Source organism: Streptomyces sp. NPDC051020 (assembly GCF_040683105.1).
Lineage (GTDB): Bacteria > Actinomycetota > Actinomycetes > Streptomycetales > Streptomycetaceae > Streptomyces.
Genome location: NZ_JBFBCG010000038.1, coordinates 1 through 15071, shown reverse-complemented (window position 1 = coordinate 15071; position 15071 = coordinate 1). Strand labels below are relative to the sequence as shown.

The window sequence follows — 15071 nt, the reverse complement described above, 5'->3', positions numbered from 1 at the left end:
GACCTCCGTCGTAGGGGTGAACACCGGACCATGGGTGAGGTCCGGCCGGGGCAGAACTTAAGTGGCGATGGCAATTGAGCGCAAGGGTGCGAAAGTTGACTGATTGCTTCCTGATTCCCCGCAGAGGCTTGAGCGTGAAGCGGCCACTGTTGCTCATGCCGAGTTGGGATTACATTGCCTCTGGTCCAGTCGTCCCAGAGAGGTGAGGGCTGCTCGTGGCATATGCCCTGCTTGCCGTCCGACTCCTCGTCGGCATGGTGTTCGCGGCATCCGCAACCGGAAAGCTACGCGGCGCCGCGGCCTTCCGCGGCTTCGAGGACTCCGCCCGCTCCATGGGTGTTTCGGCCCGCCTGAGCCGCCTCGTGGCCGTGGCCGTGGTCGCCGGGGAGTGTGTCGCGGTGGTGCTCCTCGCCCTGGGGCCAGGTGGCGCGCCCGGCTTCGTCCTGACACTGCTGCTGCTCGCTGCGTTCACCACGGGAATCGTCCGTACGCTCCGCAGCGGGACCAAGGCGTCCTGTGCCTGCTTCGGTGCTTCGACCGCGCCGATCGGCCGCCGTCACGTGGTCCGGAACACCGTGCTGCTCGCCCTCGCCGCGTTCGGCCTGGCCGCCGGGCTCGCGGGGACGCCGGCGCCGACCCAGGCGGCGGGCGTGCTGATCGCGGCGTTCGGCGCGCTGGTCGGTGCCCTCCTCGTGATCTTCACGGACGAGCTGGGCACGCTGTTCGACGACGGTGCCCCACGTACCTCGGGACGGGTCCGTAGATCCGTCCCGTAGGCGACAACTGCCCTGACTGCGCATGTGGTTCATGTCTATGGACCACCACGGCGGCCACCGCGACGCGCAATCCGCAGCCGCTGCACCGCGCGCGCCGCACCCGTCCCGGTCGCCGTATCCCGCATCCCGCGATCCCGATCGGCGGACACCCCGCCCTACGATGACACGAGACCTCGGAGTCACCCATGCCCTTTCTGGTCACCGCCGTCGCCCTTATCGCCGTGCTCTGTCTGCTGAACCTGCTGCTCACCTTCGGCGTCATACGTAAACTCCGCGCCCAGGCCGAGGAGAAGGGCGACAAGGTGGCGGAAGGCCTGATCATCCCGGCCGGCTCCGCTGTCCCCGGCTTCTCCGCCGTCACCACCGCCGGCGAGCGGATCACCCGCGAGAGCCTCGGCGAGACCATGCTCGGCTTCTTCTCACCCGACTGCCGGGCCTGCAAGGAGCGGCTGCCGCTCTTCGTGGAGCAGGCCCGCACCACCACCCGCGAGACCGGTCGCAGCGTCCTCGCCGTCGTGCACGGCACCGAGGAGGAGGCCCTTGAGCAGGTGGCGGCCCTGTCCGAGGTCGCACACGTCGTGGTCGAGCCGGGCGACGGACCGCTCGGCGAGGCCTTCGACATCACCGGGTACCCGGTCTTCGGCCTGATCACCGCCGACGGCACGCTCGCCGCCACCGCCTTCGACCCGGCCCGCCTGCCGGCGCCTTCGAAGGCCACGGTCTGACACAGCACCGCCCCGTGGTGGTGTCGCGTCGGCGCGGCCCGGACCGCCCGCACGCACCGCGCCCGGGTGTCGGCAGAGGGGGACCTGAAACGGTCGGGGGCCTTGTTGCGTGTGCGTAGGTGAGGGTGATGCCGGCGGCTTCGTGGAGCGGGTTCGGCGGCGGGCCGTTCGGCCGGCAGCCGGCATCCGGGCAGTTCCGCGCCGCAGGTGGACTGGCGGATCTCGCGTCCGGCAGGACGGATCCGCAGGGCGACGCAGCGCGAGTACATGTGCGCGAGGCCGCTTCGGCTGGTGCCCGGCCGGGAGCCTTCCCGCCAGGACTGTATGGGCCACACAGGGCGCAGAAGGGGCCCGTGGCCGGCGGTGCCGCCGGCCACGGGCCCCTTGGCGCGATCAACCTACGTCAGCCGTCGGACTCCGGCGACGGGATGTACGCGCCCGGCACGTCCTCCGGCGTGAAGATCTTCTTCTCGCCGGGGTACGGCTTGCTCCACCCGTGCGTCTCGTACCAGGTGAAGTGGTTCATCTGAGCCGGGTTCGCGAAGTCGGGCGTGGCGCCCGGCCCGGTCAGCCGCTGCTTCGACTTCCAGGTCTCCCACTGCGCCGCGAGCTCCTGCTTGCCCGCCGGCACCTTCGCCGACGGCGCGGCCGCAGCACTGGGGTTCTGCGGCGCCGGGGTGTCCAGACCGCAGGCAGGCGGGGTCTTCAGACCATCGGTCAGCGAGACCCGGTTGGGCAGCGCGGTGAACGGCGTGAAGTCCGGGTTCTGGGTGAACGCCCCACGCATCGGGCTGGCCGCGCTGTCCTTCTGGTTCATCGGGTGGATCCCGAGGATCTGCTCGATGGTCCGGATCATCGTGATCTGCGAGTAGTAGCGGCTGTCGACCTTGCCGTGCTGGGCCCAGGGGCTGATGATCTGGATCGGGGCACGGTGGCCGTCGACGTGGTCGAGGCCGTTCTGGGAGTCGTCCTCGACGACGAAGATCGCCGAGTCCTTCCAGTACTTGCTGTGCGAGATCTCGTCAACCATCTTGCCGACCGCGAGGTCGTTGTCCGCGACCGCGGCGGCCGAGTTCGTCGGACCACCGGTGTGGTCGTTGGAGAACCAGAACATGTTCAGGTTCGCCGGACCGTTCTTCTCGAAGTCCTGCTTCCAGATCTCGCTCTTGTAGACGTCCGGGACGTCCATGTCGAACTTCGGGAAGCCGGGCACCGACACCTTGTTGAGCGACGGGATCGCCGAGCCCGTTTGTATGGGGTAGGCGGTCTTCTGCCCGGTCGCGTCCATGTTCTTGGCATCGCAGTACAGGTTCTGCCAGCTCGCGCCGGCCGGCTTGCTCTCGAACGACTGGAACTGGCCGAAGTCCCGCACGGTCTTCCCGGCCGCCTGCGCACCGCTCCAGATGAAGCCGGACTTCTGGTGGCCGAGAGCGTCGTCCTGGGTGTCGTAGCTGCGCTTGTACTCACCGGCCGAGGACTCGGTGTACTCCGGGTTGTCGGCCTGCATCAGCCAGTTGTGACCCTCGGCGGAGTTCGTGCCGATGTCGTACGTGTTGTCGTACAGCCCGAACTGCCGAGCCAGCGCGTGCTGGTTGGGCGTCACGTTCTCGCCGAACTGCGTCAGCGCCGGGTCTCCGTTGCCCTGCGGCATGTCACCGAAGACCTGGTCGTAGGTCCGGTTCTCCTTGACGAGCAGGAAGACGTGCTTGATCGTCGAGGGGTCGCCGAGCTTCACCGGGACCGGTACCGGCTTCGCGTCGCCCCTGCCCTCGGTGACCGAGCTGCCGTGCCAGCCGTTCTGGGTGAAGACCTTGCCGGTCTCGGACTTGATGACGCCGTCGTCCGGCAGAGTGAACTGCGTCAGGCTCGACGTCGTGTCGTGGGTGCCGTGCCCGGCCTTGTTGGTGGGGCGGCGGGCGTCGATACCGCGGGTGTTGGAGACGACCACGTTCTTGCCGATGGTGGTGATCTCCGCGGGGAAGTAGTCCGTCGGAAGCAGGCCGACGTAGCTGGCCGGCTCCTGCGGCGAGGTGTACCGGTAGACGGCGACCGCGTTGGCGCGGCCGAGCGTCACCAGCAGGCGACCGTCGTCGGTGAGCGTCACCGCGTTGGGCTCGTAGCCCACCGACGCCTTGGGCCACGGCCGGGTGGCGATGGTCTGCACGACCTTGTCGTTGGCGGTGTTGATGACCGACACGTCGTTGTCGGCGGTGTTGGTGACGAACACCGCCCCGTTCTTGGCGTACACCGCGGTCGGGTGCAGACCGACGTCGATGCTCCCGACGGCGGCGGACGGGTCCGCCAGGTTGATGACGCTGACCGTGCCGGTGGTGGTGGCACCGGTGTCCGGGTCGGCCGGCACCTGGGTGCCGTAGGAGTTGATCGTGGTGTCGCCGGTCTTGGCCGGACGCCCGCCCTCGTTGCTGACGTAGAGCTTGTTGCCGACCATGGCGATGCCACGGGGGGCGTTGCCCACGGTCCAGCTCTGCTTGATGGCCCCGGTCGCCGCGTCGATGGCGACCACCCGGTTCTGGCCGTTGACCGCGGAGTACACGGTGGAGCCATCCGCCGAGAACGCCGCCGCACCCACCAGCGCGCGCTTGGAGCCGTCGGCCGGGATCCGGATGAACGTCGGGTTGGAGAGGGTGCCGTCCGGGTTCACGGTGAACTTGGTGTAGCCGTCGGTCTGGCCCAGCCACAGCTGCGAACCGTCGGGCGAGTACGTGGGGCCTTCCTGGCCCACGTCGTTGCCGCTGATGCGCAGGTTCGCCGACGCGTTGTTGCCGACGCGCTGCTTCACCTGCCCGGTCTTGAGGTCCATGACGACCAGCGCCATTCCACCGTCGGTGACCGAGGCCGCGAGGTGGGTGCCGTCCGGGCTGGCCGAGGACGACATGATCTTGCCATCGTTGATGACGGTGCGGCTGCCGTACGGGGCGATGTACTGGTCGGCGGAGACGACCTGACCGTCAGCGGTGACCTGGCCGACCTGCTGGGTGCCGAACTGGTGCGTCTGGGCAACAGCGGTGCCCGTGACGGCGAGGGCGACAGCGATGCCCGTCGTTACCAGAGTGGTCCGGCGGCCGACGCGTTTACCGAAAAGGCTGATCTGCTTGTTCTCGTTCGTCCGACGCTGCCGTGTTACCTGCATGGAGTTATCCCTTCAGGGTGGTGTCGAGCAGTTCGACGTTGCCGTCGAACTGCCAAAGAGGGTTCGGTGCGTCCCCGGTCGGGGTCCGCACCAGGAAGTAGCCGTTCACTTCCTTCGGTCCGTCGCCATCGGCCACGAACCGCCCGTCTGAGGCGACGTCAAGCTGGTAGATGGCCGTCCCTGCGGCTTCGACGCCGGGGAGATGCCAGGTGATGACGCAACGCCAGTCATTGCCCGCCCCCTGGGGGGCGACCTGGCCGCCGCTCTTGTTGCACGCCGCCGTGACCCGCAGGTGCGCCTCGGTGACGGCGGGGCGGTTGAGCTGCTGGGTCTGTATGCGGTAGAGGTGGGCGAATGCCGTGGCGACCGACCGCTGCACCTTGTCCTGCTCGATCCCGGACCCCATCGACGGGGTCGCCACGGCGACCACCGCGACGGTGAGGGCGGTCAGTCCGGCCAGCGGCAGGAGTCCGGTGGTGATCGCGCGGCGCCCGGAGCCGTCGTAGCTCAGGTTGGTGAAGTCGCGCCGCAGGAACAGCAGGTAAGCCAGCACTGTCGCTGTCGCGGCCCACACCAGGCTGACCACGATGCCGATCAGGAGCGGGCCGAGCTGTGCCGGGCTGGTGAACAGGCCGTTCCAGGCGGTGAATGCGTAGCCGGGCAGGGCGAGGCGCACGGCGACGGGCAGCGGCAGCATCTGGGCGAGCTGCATCGCGAGCGCGACGAGCGCGGGCAGCAGCAGCCCCATCGGGGACCGCCCCAGTGCGACCGACCCGAGGAGTCCGATCGCGGCGAGGGCCAGGGTCGGGGCGAGCACGCAGACCCAGGCGAGCAGGACCCTACCGCCGGCGTCCGCCGGCGTCAGCAGGTGGCCGTCGAGGCCGACCAGCGGCTGATTACCGACCGCCACGACCCCGCCGGCCGCGCTGGAACAGGCCAGCCCGGCCACGAGCAGCAGGATGACGGTGAGGCTGGCCAGCGCCTTCGCTGCGAAGATCCGGCGAGGCGAGCGGACCGCCACGAGCAGGTGGCGCCAGGTGCCGAGCCGGTCCTCGCAGGCGAACACATCGCCGGCGACCACCGAGGCCAGCAGCGGCAGCGCCCAGGTGCCCGCGAAACCGAGCACCACCAGCGATCCGGCCCACCCCGTGGCGTGCATCCAGCGACCGAAGAGGGTATCGGAGGGGAGCGTGCTCTGCTGGCTCACCGCGGCGACGAAGAGCGCCGGCGCGATCCAGCAGGCGAGGACCAGCAAGCGGATCCGCCATTGCGAGACCAACTTGACCAGCTCGAAGCGGTAGGCGCGCGAAACCGGGACGCGGCGGGTACCGGCAACGATGTCGTCGGCTATGGTCTCGGTCATCGGCCGGCCTCCTGCTGCTCGGTCAGGGCGAGGAACGCGGCCTCGAGCGGCGACACCACAGGTGCGAGCTCGCGCACCGCGACGCCCGCGTGCACGAGCCTCACCACCAGTTCGTCGAGGGCGGGCACCAGCGCGCGCACGACGAGCACTTCGGCGCCGTACCGTGCCCCGGCGTCGTCGACGACGCGGATTCCGGCCGTGTCAACAGCCAGTCGGCGGGCGGCCTGCGGGTCGGAGGTCAGCAGACGGTAGTCGAGTTCACGGTTCTCGGCGGCCAGCTTGCTCAGCGGGCCTGAGAAGACGACCCGTCCGGTGGCGACGATGGTGACCTCGGAGCACAGTGCCTCGAGGTCGTCCATGCGGTGGCTCGAGAGCACGACGCTGGTTCCGTCCGAAGCGAGCCGGGTGAGGACACCGTGTACGTCTCTTTTGCCGGCGGGGTCGAGGCCGTTGGAAGGTTCGTCGAGCACGAGCAGCCGGGGCTTGGTGAGCAGGGCGGCGGCGATCCCGAGCCGTTGACGCATGCCGAGGGAGAAGCCGCGGGCCCGGTCGTCGGCGACATCGGTGAGTCCGACCTGGTCGAGCACGTCGTCGATCCCCGTTGTCCGCGCGTCGCGGCCGCGGAGAGCGGCCAACGCGGCGAGGTTCTGCCGGGCGGTGAGCGAGGGGTAGAGACCGGGACCATCCACGAAGCCGGCGACACCGTCGGGAGCGGCGAGCGCCCGCCCGACCGGCGTACCCAGGATCTCGAGGCGGCCGCTGTCGGCGACGGCCAGGCCCAGCAGGAGGCCGAGCAAGGTCGTCTTGCCGGCACCGTTCGGTCCGACCAAGCCATGGATCTGACCCTGCGTCACATCCAGATCGATGTTGTCGAGTGCGACGACGTCGCCGAAAAACTTGGTGATCCCGCGAGCCCGGATCGCGAAGAGTGTGTCCATGAGCCCCTCCTTTCGAAACCTTCAAGGACCCTAGGGACGGCACATATGGCAGGCAGGGACAGTCGGTTGAACGTTTATGGAACGGGAGGCAACCTGGCCCCCGCCGCTCCGATGCCCCGCCGAGCGCCGTCGATATGTCGACCGGCTCCTTTTGCCCCAGAGGGTGGTGACTGGGCGGTCACAACCCTCTTTTTCGTGACCAGGGTGGGCGTAGAACTGAGCAACTCGTGCAGGTGGTACGGCCGCTGACGCAGCGAGCGAAGGGCTGCGGCGATGCCGTGCCGGCGCGCGGGGCCTGCGTTCGCGGCCTCGGCCTACTGCGCGGGCTGCAGGCCGGCCAGGGAACGCTCGTCGGACGTACCAGCCGACCCAGAACGACGATGCTTCTCAGCACTGCGGGAGCCCTTGCTTGCTGCCCGCCCGGCCTGCTGGGCGCGGATGCCCGTACGTTCAGGTCGTCACCCGATGACAGGGACGAGTCTCGGAAGAGGTGTACCCGAGCAGGCAGGATGACGGGTGTGGGTTCCGGGAACGACATGGGAAGGCCGAGGCGGGAAATCATGGGTGGGTTCACCGAGGCGGATCTGCGGGTACTGGCCGGGCGGCGGTCTTTCGAGCGGGGCGAGGACTATCTGGACGCGGTGACCGCTCTGGAGGTCGGCGACGGCTGGATCACCGCCACGGTCCACGGGACGGACGCCTACGAGGTGGAGTTGTCACTCGACGAGCCTGAAGGGCTCACCGGGGAGTGCGACTGCCCGTACGGAATGGAGGGCAACTTCTGCAAGCACCTGGTCGCGCTCGGCCTGACCGCGCTCGCCCGTTCGGAGAGCCTGCCGGGGGAGCGAACCCGTGCCCGCAGCCGCGTTCAGGACCTGGACGCGTGGCTGGCCGCGCTCTCCAGGGACGAGTTGCTCGCACTCGTACGGGAGCAGATCGCTGAGGACCGCCAGGTGCGCCGCCGCTTGGAGTTGCGTGCGGCGAGTGCCCGCGGAGACCTCGCCGAAGTCCGCACCCGGATTCGCGAACTCCTCGACATCGGCAGCTTCGCGCGGTACGGATACGTCGAGTACGCCGATGCCCGCGCCTACGGCAAACAGGCCTCGCAGGCGGTCTCCGCCATCGCCGCTCTGACCGCCACCGGGCGGCCCGCGGACGCGATCTCCCTTTCACGGGAGGCGATGCAGATGCTGAGCGAGGTGCAGGACGCGATCGACGACTCCGACGGACTCCTCACTGAGGTCGGGGCCGCTCTTGCCGCAGTCCATCTCGACGCGTGCCACGCGGCCCGCCCCGATCCGGAGGAGACCGCGCGGTGGCTGGTCGGCCATGTGCTCAGCGGCTCGGACGACCTGACCGGCATCGACCCGCTCGACTACGAGGACGTCCTCGGCGATCGGGGACTGGCCGGCATAAGGAAGTTGGCGCTCGAAGCCTGGCGTAGCAACCGCACAGGCTGGGCGGAGAAGTACCTGATGGAACGGTTGGCCAAGGCGGCCGGCGATGTGGACTCGGTGATCGCCGTGCACGCGGCCGATCTTGCACGCGACGGCAGTACCCACCTGGTCATCGCCCGCGAACTGGACGCTGCCGGCCGCCCCGGCGACGCGCTGCGCTGGGCGGAACGCGGCATCGGCGAAGTCTCCGACACCACCACCCCCGCCATCGGCCTGGTCGACTACCTCTGCGACCGCTACACACGCTCGGACCGGTTCTTCGACGCGGTCGCCGTGCGCCGCGCCCACTTCACCGCCCATCGCTCCCTTGCCGCGTACCAGCAGTTGCGCACGGCGGCACAGGCAGCCGACTGCTGGGAGGCCGAGCGCGGGCAGGCGCTGGTGCTGCTGCGTGCCGACGCCGCACAGCGTGAGCGGGTCCGGTACGGCGGCCCGGTCCTGATCGACGCTCTGCTCGACGACAAGGACACCGATGCCGCCTGGCAGGCCGCCACGGCTTCCGGCGCTCACGACCGGCAGTGGCTCGCCCTCGCCGACCAGGCACGCACCACCCGCCCCGCCGACGCGCTGCGCGTCTACCAGCGCCTGGCCGAACCCCTTGAGAAAGAGACCGGCAACGCGGTCTACCAGCGCCTGACCAGCCTGCTCCTGAGCATGCGCGACTGCCACCGCCGCCTGGGCACTCCGGACGATTTCGCCGCCTACCTCGCCGCCCTGCGCGCCGGTCAGAAGCGCAAGCGGAACCTGATGCGGCTCCTCGACCAGCACGGACTGTGAAGCCGAGGCCATTCCGGCACACCGACAGAGTTCGGTAGCATCCGGAGCGTGAGTGAGTACCAGTACTACGAGTTCCTCGCCGTGGACCGCCCGCTGAGCAAGGCCGAGGTGGCACAGGTGCGGGCCCTGTCGACCCGGGCGGACATGACGGCGACCCGGTTCGTCAACGAGTACCACTGGGGCAACTTCCGTGGAGACGCGACGAAACTCGTCGAGGAGCTCTACGACGCCCACCTGTACTTCGCCAACTGGGGCAGCCGCCGCCTCCTGCTGCGTCTGCCCGCCGCCGTGCTCCCGGCGAAGACGGCGTCGGTCTACGCGCTGGACGAGTCGCTGAGCGTCCGCACCTGCAAGGGGCACACCCTGCTGGACTTCTGCCCGGAGCCGGATGACGGAGGTGAGGAGGACTGGGAGGCCATGGCGTCCTGGACGCTGTCCGTGTTCATCGGGCTCCGGGCCGAGCTCGCCGCGGGCGATCTGCGACCGCTGTACCTGGCGTGGCTGGCCGGTCTTGGCCTATGGGCGCTCGCGGACGATGACGAGGAGGAGTACGCGCGTGAGGTGGAGCCGCCAGTCCCCGCCGGACTGGGCACGCTCACCGGCGCGCAGCAGGCACTGGCCGAGTTCCTGCGCGTCGACCCGGAGCTGCTGAACGTAGCCGCGCAGGCGAGCGCAGCCGACACCGAGCCCCGAGTGGACCGGAAGCGGCTCGCCTCGTTCATTGCCGAGCTCCCCGCCGCAGAGAAGGACACCCTGCTGCTGAACGCAGCCATGGGCAGCGAGCCGCGTCCCGGAGCACAACTGCTGGCCCGTTACCGGGAAGCCGCCATGGGCGACCAGGACACCGCGCCGGACGTGCGGCGCAGTGCCGCGCAGCTGCTGGACGCCGCTCATGCGCAGCGCACCGGACGCCTTGAGCGGGAACGCGCAGCGCGGGAAGCGGACGAGCGCCGTCGCGTCGAGGCCGCCGAGGCGGCCCGCGCCGACCGACTGGACCACCTCGCCCGCAACGCGGAGCAGACCTGGGGCACGGTCGAGGACCTCATCGCGCGGAAGAACTCCTCAGCCTACGACCGCGCCTCCGTGCTCCTGGACGACCTGCGCGCCGCCCACGCCCGCACCGGTGACATCACCGCTTTCGAGGAGCGGGCCGGACGCCTGCGCGAGGCCCATGGGGGCAAGCCGGCGCTCATGCGTCGCTTCGACGAGATCGGCATTCCCCATCCACGCGAACGACCCGCGCGCTGATGATTCCGCGCGGGCCGTCGCCGGTGCCTGGAAACGTCAGGCGTCCTGGCGTGCCCGCGCGAGGCTGTTCACCCGTCCACGGACCACGAACCATCCGCCGACCAGCGCCGCCGCGATCAGCGGCAGACACAGCACGGTCGTACGGCCCACTCCGCCGCCCCACCACATCAGGAAGACGACACCGGCGAGGAAGACCAGCGTGACGATCTGCGTGTACGGGGCCCAGGGCAGCCGGTACGCGGGGCGGGTGACCCTGCCGTCCTGTGATCGGTGCCAGAACAGCAGCGAACAGAGCATGATCATGCCCCAGGTACCGAGGATGCCGATCGACGCGAAGTTGAGAACGATCTCGAACGCCTGGCCCGGCATGACGTAATTGAGCACGACGCCCAGAACACCGAATCCGGCGGTCAGCAGGATGCCGCCGTAGGGCACCTGCCCCTTGTTCATCCGGCCGGTGAACCTGGGAGCGGAGCCTGCCAGCGCCATGGAGCGCAGGATGCGGCCGGTGGAGTACAGCCCGGAGTTCAGGCTGGAGAGCGCCGCGGTCAGCACGACCAGGTTCATCACACCGGCGGCGCCCGGGATGCCGAGCTTTTCCATGACGGTGACGAACGGGCTCTCGTCCCCCGAGTACGAGGTGTACGGCAGCAGGAGGGCGAGCAGCACGACCGAGCCCACGTAGAAGAGGCCGACGCGCCACATGATCGAGTTGATCGCCTTGGGCATGATCTTCTCGGGGTTCTCCGTCTCACCGGCGGCCACGCCGCACAGCTCGACGGAGGCGTACGCGAACACGACACCCTGGATCACCATCAGCATTGGGAGAGTGCCGGTGGGGAAGATGCCGCCGCTGTCGGAGATGGTGGAGAAGCCGGGCGTGTGACCGTCCACCGGGTGCTGGGTGACCACCAGGTAGATCCCGATGAGCATGAACGCGACCAGGGCGGAAACCTTGATGATCGCGAACCAGAACTCCATCTCACCGAAGTACTTCACCGAGATCAGGTTCGCGGTGAGCACGACGGCGAGGGCGATCAGCGCGAGGATCCACTGCGGGATGTCGCTGAACATCGCCCAGAAGTGGGCGTAGGTGGCGGCCGCGGTGATGTCGGCGACGGCGGTCGTCGACCAGTTCAGGAAGTACAGCCAGCCGGCCGCGAAGGCGCCCTTCTCACCCATGAACTCACGGGCGTACGAGACGAAGGCGCCGGAGGACGGCCGGTAGAGGACCAGCTCGCCGAGCGCGCGGACGACGAAGAAGGCGAAGAGACCGCAGATCGCATAGGCGATGGCGAGCGAGGGACCGGCAGCGGCCAGTCGCCCGCCCGCGCCCAGGAACAGACCGGTGCCGATCGCGCCGCCGATGGCGATCATGTTGATGTGACGGGACTTGAGGTCCTTGCTGTAACCGGCATCGCCGGCGTCCCGGTGGGGGGAGTTCGTCGCCGATGGGGCGGCGGCGAGCGATTCTGCCGCAGTGGAGCGGTCACTCATGGAGGAGATTTGCCTTTGTGGGGGGAAGGTGGGCGGTCCCGGCCGTGGGGGCCAGAGGGTCGTCACCGTGGCACGGCTCAACGGCCATCATCGGGGAATCCTGTGATTTTGGCAGTGCCCTACATCACTCAGGAACAAATCTGAGGTACATCGGAGGTTACGGGCCGGTAAGCAAGGGGTGTGTGCACGCCTCCGCGCGTCCCTACGCGCCGCGGGCGATGGTCAAGGGCTTCGCGGAGGCGATGGTGTGTGCACATCCGGTCCGGACACTGCGATATCGGCGGCGCCGAAGACGAGGCACAAGCGGTGAACGTTGCGATTTTCGCAACCCCCTCGTACGCTGGCCTTATGGGCGAGACTGTGAGCGAACGTGTACGACAAGTCATGGACGCGGCCTCGGTCCGCCAGGCAGCGTTTGCCGAGACCATTGGACTGACCCCCGACAAACTGTCGAAGTCTCTCAGTGGCGTCCGACGTTTCACGTCTCTTGACCTCGCCCGGATCGCCGAGTTCGGCAGCACTACCGTGGACTGGCTCCTGACCGGCCGCGAGCCGCTCCGTCCTGCCTTCGCGGCCTGCGCAAGTGCCCCGGAAGCCGATGGCCGGGGACACGACACGCTCAGGGATCTCGTCGAGAGGTTCACGACGGCCCACGAGGTACTGGAATTTCTTGGCCGGTCACCGGAGCTGCCGGAACTGCCATCCGTCCGGAGCGAGGTGGAGCGACATGTCGACCAGGGTGTGGCTCTGGCCGAGGACGCCCTGGCCGCCGCCGGGGCACCGACGGTCAGCGATCTGGAGACGCCCGAGCTGGTCCATGTCATGGAGCGTGCCTTCGGCGTGGACGTGGCGAAGATCGGCTTGCCCAACGGTGTCGACGGTGCGGCCTGGCAGGCGGACGGATTCCGGCTCATCATGATCGGCCGGACGAAGGTGCCGACGCGCCAGCGCTTCACGCTCGCCCATGAACTCGGGCACATCCTGGCCCGGGACGCCCAGGACCTCCTCACGGAGACTCACCTCGCGCCGGGGCGACAGAAGGACCTGACAGAGATCCGCGCCAATGTGTTCGCCGCCAACCTGCTGATGCCCAGGGACGAGCTGAGCGCTGCTGCGAAAGGGCGTGACCTCACGGACGAAGAGCTCAGATCGCTCGTCGCGCGCTTCAAGGTGTCGCCGAGCGCACTCGCCGCCCGGCTTTCCCAGCTGGGGTTCATCGATGCCGAGACGAGAAGCAGACTGCGTGAACTCGCCACGGAGGCCTGCCACTTGCTGACCGGACAGAGCGACGCTTTCGCATCCCGCACTGCCTGGGCGGAAGCCGCACGGCTGCCTTTCCGGCCCATCCGGTCGCTGTACGAGGCCTACCTCGCCGGAGAGACGACCCTGCGCCCGCTGGCCGCCTACTCCGGCCTGGACGTCGACGAGATCCGCGCGACGCTCGAACCCGAGCCGGAGGACGGCGCACCGTCCACAGCCGACGTGGACGAAGGGGACCTGGTCTTCCAGCCATGACACGCCACTGTTGGTTCCCCGACAACACTGTGCTGTGCAACTTCGCGGCGGTCGACCGTCTGAGCCTGCTGGAAAAGATCCTGGACGGTCGCGGCCGCTGGACGCAGGCGGTTGCGGCGGAGGCCCAGCAATCGACCCGGTACTGGCCGCGGCTGCGCCAGGTGACCGAGGACGGATGGCTCGGCGATCCCATCGAGATCGACGACCCGGCCGAAACCGCACTCGTGGACCGCATGCGCCGTGTGGTGTTCGGCGGCTCACCGTCCCGGCCGCTGCAACACCTGGGCGAGGCGGAGACACTGGTCATCATCGAGCACCGCAGAGAGTTAGCGGACTCCGTATGGATCACGGACGACGGCGAAGCGGGCCACTACGCCCGCCGCAAAGGCATCTGCGTCAAGAACACGGCCGACCTCATGCGGGAGGCCGTCGGCGGCGGCCTGACCCCCGCCAGTGAGGGGCACCGCTTGCTGCTTGCGATGGGGGCGGCTGGTCGTCATGTACGAGGCGTTCCGCAAAAACCTGAAGGCCTGCTGCCGTGAGGCTTCCAGGCGCGACCTCACCTCGACGGGCATCTGCTGATGCGGCTGCCGAACCACGGTGGGCGCCGGCTGCTCTTTCGCTCCGGGCCACGACAAGGTGGCCGAAGCCGCCCTGCCGGCAGCCGAGATCCGCTGCGCGCCGCTGCCCCGGCCCGCCTCAGTGGCAGAGTTCGTCGAGTTGGCGAACACCGCCACCGAGAGCCACTTTCACAGCTGACGTCAGCTGCCCAACGCCCAACGGGCAGCGGCTACCGCAGCAAGGACCAGTGGTGGAACGAGCCACCCGCGTCCCATGGCGTGGCGCACCGAAGGAGGGACGACTGTGATGAGCAGCGCGACAGCACTGACAGCGATGGTGAAGAAACACGACAAGGTGATCGCGCCGTACGCGTCCTTGTCCCAGATGCCTGACGGGCGGATGGTCAGCGCGTAGTAACAGCAGCCTGCCGCGACGGCATAAAGGATCACCAGGGGTACGGCCATGACCCATCGAAGGCAGCCTTGGTCCTCAACCGTACGCGTAGTTCCGGAGCGGTCGAGCATTAGCGCAGTGCGTCCCTTGCGTTGTCGAGGTCATTGTTGAAACCCCGGCCGTATGCCTGGGCGTCATCTCCGGCCCAGTACGGTCCGCCGTTGTACCGCGCCGCGAGCTCCTGATATTGGGCGGGCGTCATCTCCTCCGGCGGTACGTTGGCGAACTCGCTCTCCGCTTTGAGCTGAGCGAGGTACTCGGATGCGATGAAGATGTTCTGTCCTGGATCCTGGAGGGACTCCTCCACAACCGACCGGTGGTGTTCGGTCAGGTTGTTTGGATCGTAGCCGAGCACTTCGGCCCCTCGACGTACCTGGATCGCGATGGGACCGAAGGACGTTTCATCAGGACTCCCACCGAGACGCCCCGGCAGGTTCTCCGGCGAGATGGGACTCAGCCCCCAGGGCGCGTTGGCCTGCTCGCGGATCGTATCGACGACATCGTCCGCGATTCCTGGGCGGTTTCCACTGATCGTTGCGAATCAGCGGTAGGCGAGTTCCTTTGACCAGCGTCTCATGGCCTCGGCGGGGGTGCGGTCGCCCAGGACGCG

11 protein-coding genes and 1 pseudogene are annotated in these 15071 nt (G+C 68.6%); 6 read left to right on the top strand and 6 right to left on the bottom strand.

Annotated elements, in window-relative coordinates; genetic code table 11:
- Window positions 1–215 precede the first annotated feature (215 nt).
- Window positions 216–776, top strand: coding sequence for a MauE/DoxX family redox-associated membrane protein (locus tag AB0N06_RS21315; RefSeq protein ID WP_366136248.1), 561 nt, complete (start codon window positions 216–218; stop codon window positions 774–776).
- 185 nt (window positions 777–961) lie between these two features.
- On the top strand, window positions 962–1501 hold the full coding sequence (locus tag AB0N06_RS21310; protein ID WP_366136247.1) for a hypothetical protein: 540 nt from the start codon (window positions 962–964) through the stop codon (window positions 1499–1501).
- 143 nt (window positions 1502–1644) lie between these two features.
- Here the strand turns inward: AB0N06_RS21310 and AB0N06_RS21305 are convergent.
- The 4 genes and pseudogenes from AB0N06_RS21305 to AB0N06_RS21290 form a co-directional block, all read right to left on the bottom strand.
- Window positions 1645–1818 (bottom strand): annotated as a pseudogene (locus AB0N06_RS21305) (IS701 family transposase); the annotation flags it as partial.
- Between the two features lie 86 nt (window positions 1819–1904).
- Complete coding sequence (locus tag AB0N06_RS21300) at window positions 1905–4652, bottom strand: bifunctional YncE family protein/alkaline phosphatase family protein (protein WP_366136246.1); 2748 nt, start codon at window positions 4650–4652, stop codon at window positions 1905–1907.
- Window positions 4653–4656: 4 nt separating this feature from the next.
- On the bottom strand, window positions 4657–6015 hold the full coding sequence (locus AB0N06_RS21295) for an ABC transporter permease (protein WP_366136245.1): 1359 nt from the start codon (window positions 6013–6015) through the stop codon (window positions 4657–4659).
- Entirely contained in the window at window positions 6012–6953 is a 942-nt protein-coding gene (locus tag AB0N06_RS21290) for an ABC transporter ATP-binding protein (RefSeq protein ID WP_366136244.1), read from the bottom strand. The genes AB0N06_RS21295 and AB0N06_RS21290 overlap by 4 nt, the downstream gene beginning before the upstream one ends.
- Window positions 6954–7513: 560 nt before the next feature.
- Here AB0N06_RS21290 and AB0N06_RS21285 point away from each other — a divergent pair.
- Together AB0N06_RS21285 and AB0N06_RS21280 are read left to right on the top strand one after the other, a co-directional pair.
- Window positions 7514–9187, top strand: a complete 1674-nt coding sequence (locus AB0N06_RS21285) for a hypothetical protein (RefSeq protein ID WP_366136243.1) — start codon at window positions 7514–7516, stop codon at window positions 9185–9187.
- A gap of 48 nt (window positions 9188–9235) precedes the next feature.
- Window positions 9236–10435 (top strand): hypothetical protein, encoded by a 1200-nt coding sequence (locus AB0N06_RS21280; protein ID WP_366136242.1) that lies wholly within the window; start codon window positions 9236–9238, stop codon window positions 10433–10435.
- A 36-nt stretch (window positions 10436–10471) separates the two neighbouring features.
- On the opposite strand, the gene AB0N06_RS21275 is transcribed toward AB0N06_RS21280, so the two are convergent.
- Entirely contained in the window at window positions 10472–11932 is a 1461-nt protein-coding gene (locus tag AB0N06_RS21275; protein WP_366136241.1) for an amino acid permease, read from the bottom strand.
- Between the two features lie 348 nt (window positions 11933–12280).
- Here AB0N06_RS21275 and AB0N06_RS21270 point away from each other — a divergent pair, with 348 nt between their 5' ends.
- Together AB0N06_RS21270 and AB0N06_RS21265 are read left to right on the top strand one after the other, a co-directional pair.
- On the top strand, window positions 12281–13447 hold the full coding sequence (locus AB0N06_RS21270) for an ImmA/IrrE family metallo-endopeptidase (RefSeq protein ID WP_366136239.1): 1167 nt from the start codon (window positions 12281–12283) through the stop codon (window positions 13445–13447).
- 29 nt (window positions 13448–13476) lie between these two features.
- Window positions 13477–13989 carry a hypothetical protein gene (locus AB0N06_RS21265; RefSeq protein ID WP_366136238.1) on the top strand — a complete coding sequence of 171 codons (513 nt, stop codon included), beginning with the start codon at window positions 13477–13479 and terminating at the stop codon, window positions 13987–13989.
- 542 nt (window positions 13990–14531) lie between these two features.
- Here the strand turns inward: AB0N06_RS21265 and AB0N06_RS21260 are convergent.
- Window positions 14532–14816, bottom strand: a complete 285-nt coding sequence (locus AB0N06_RS21260) for a hypothetical protein (RefSeq protein ID WP_366136237.1) — start codon at window positions 14814–14816, stop codon at window positions 14532–14534.
- Window positions 14817–15071: the final 255 nt, after the last annotated feature.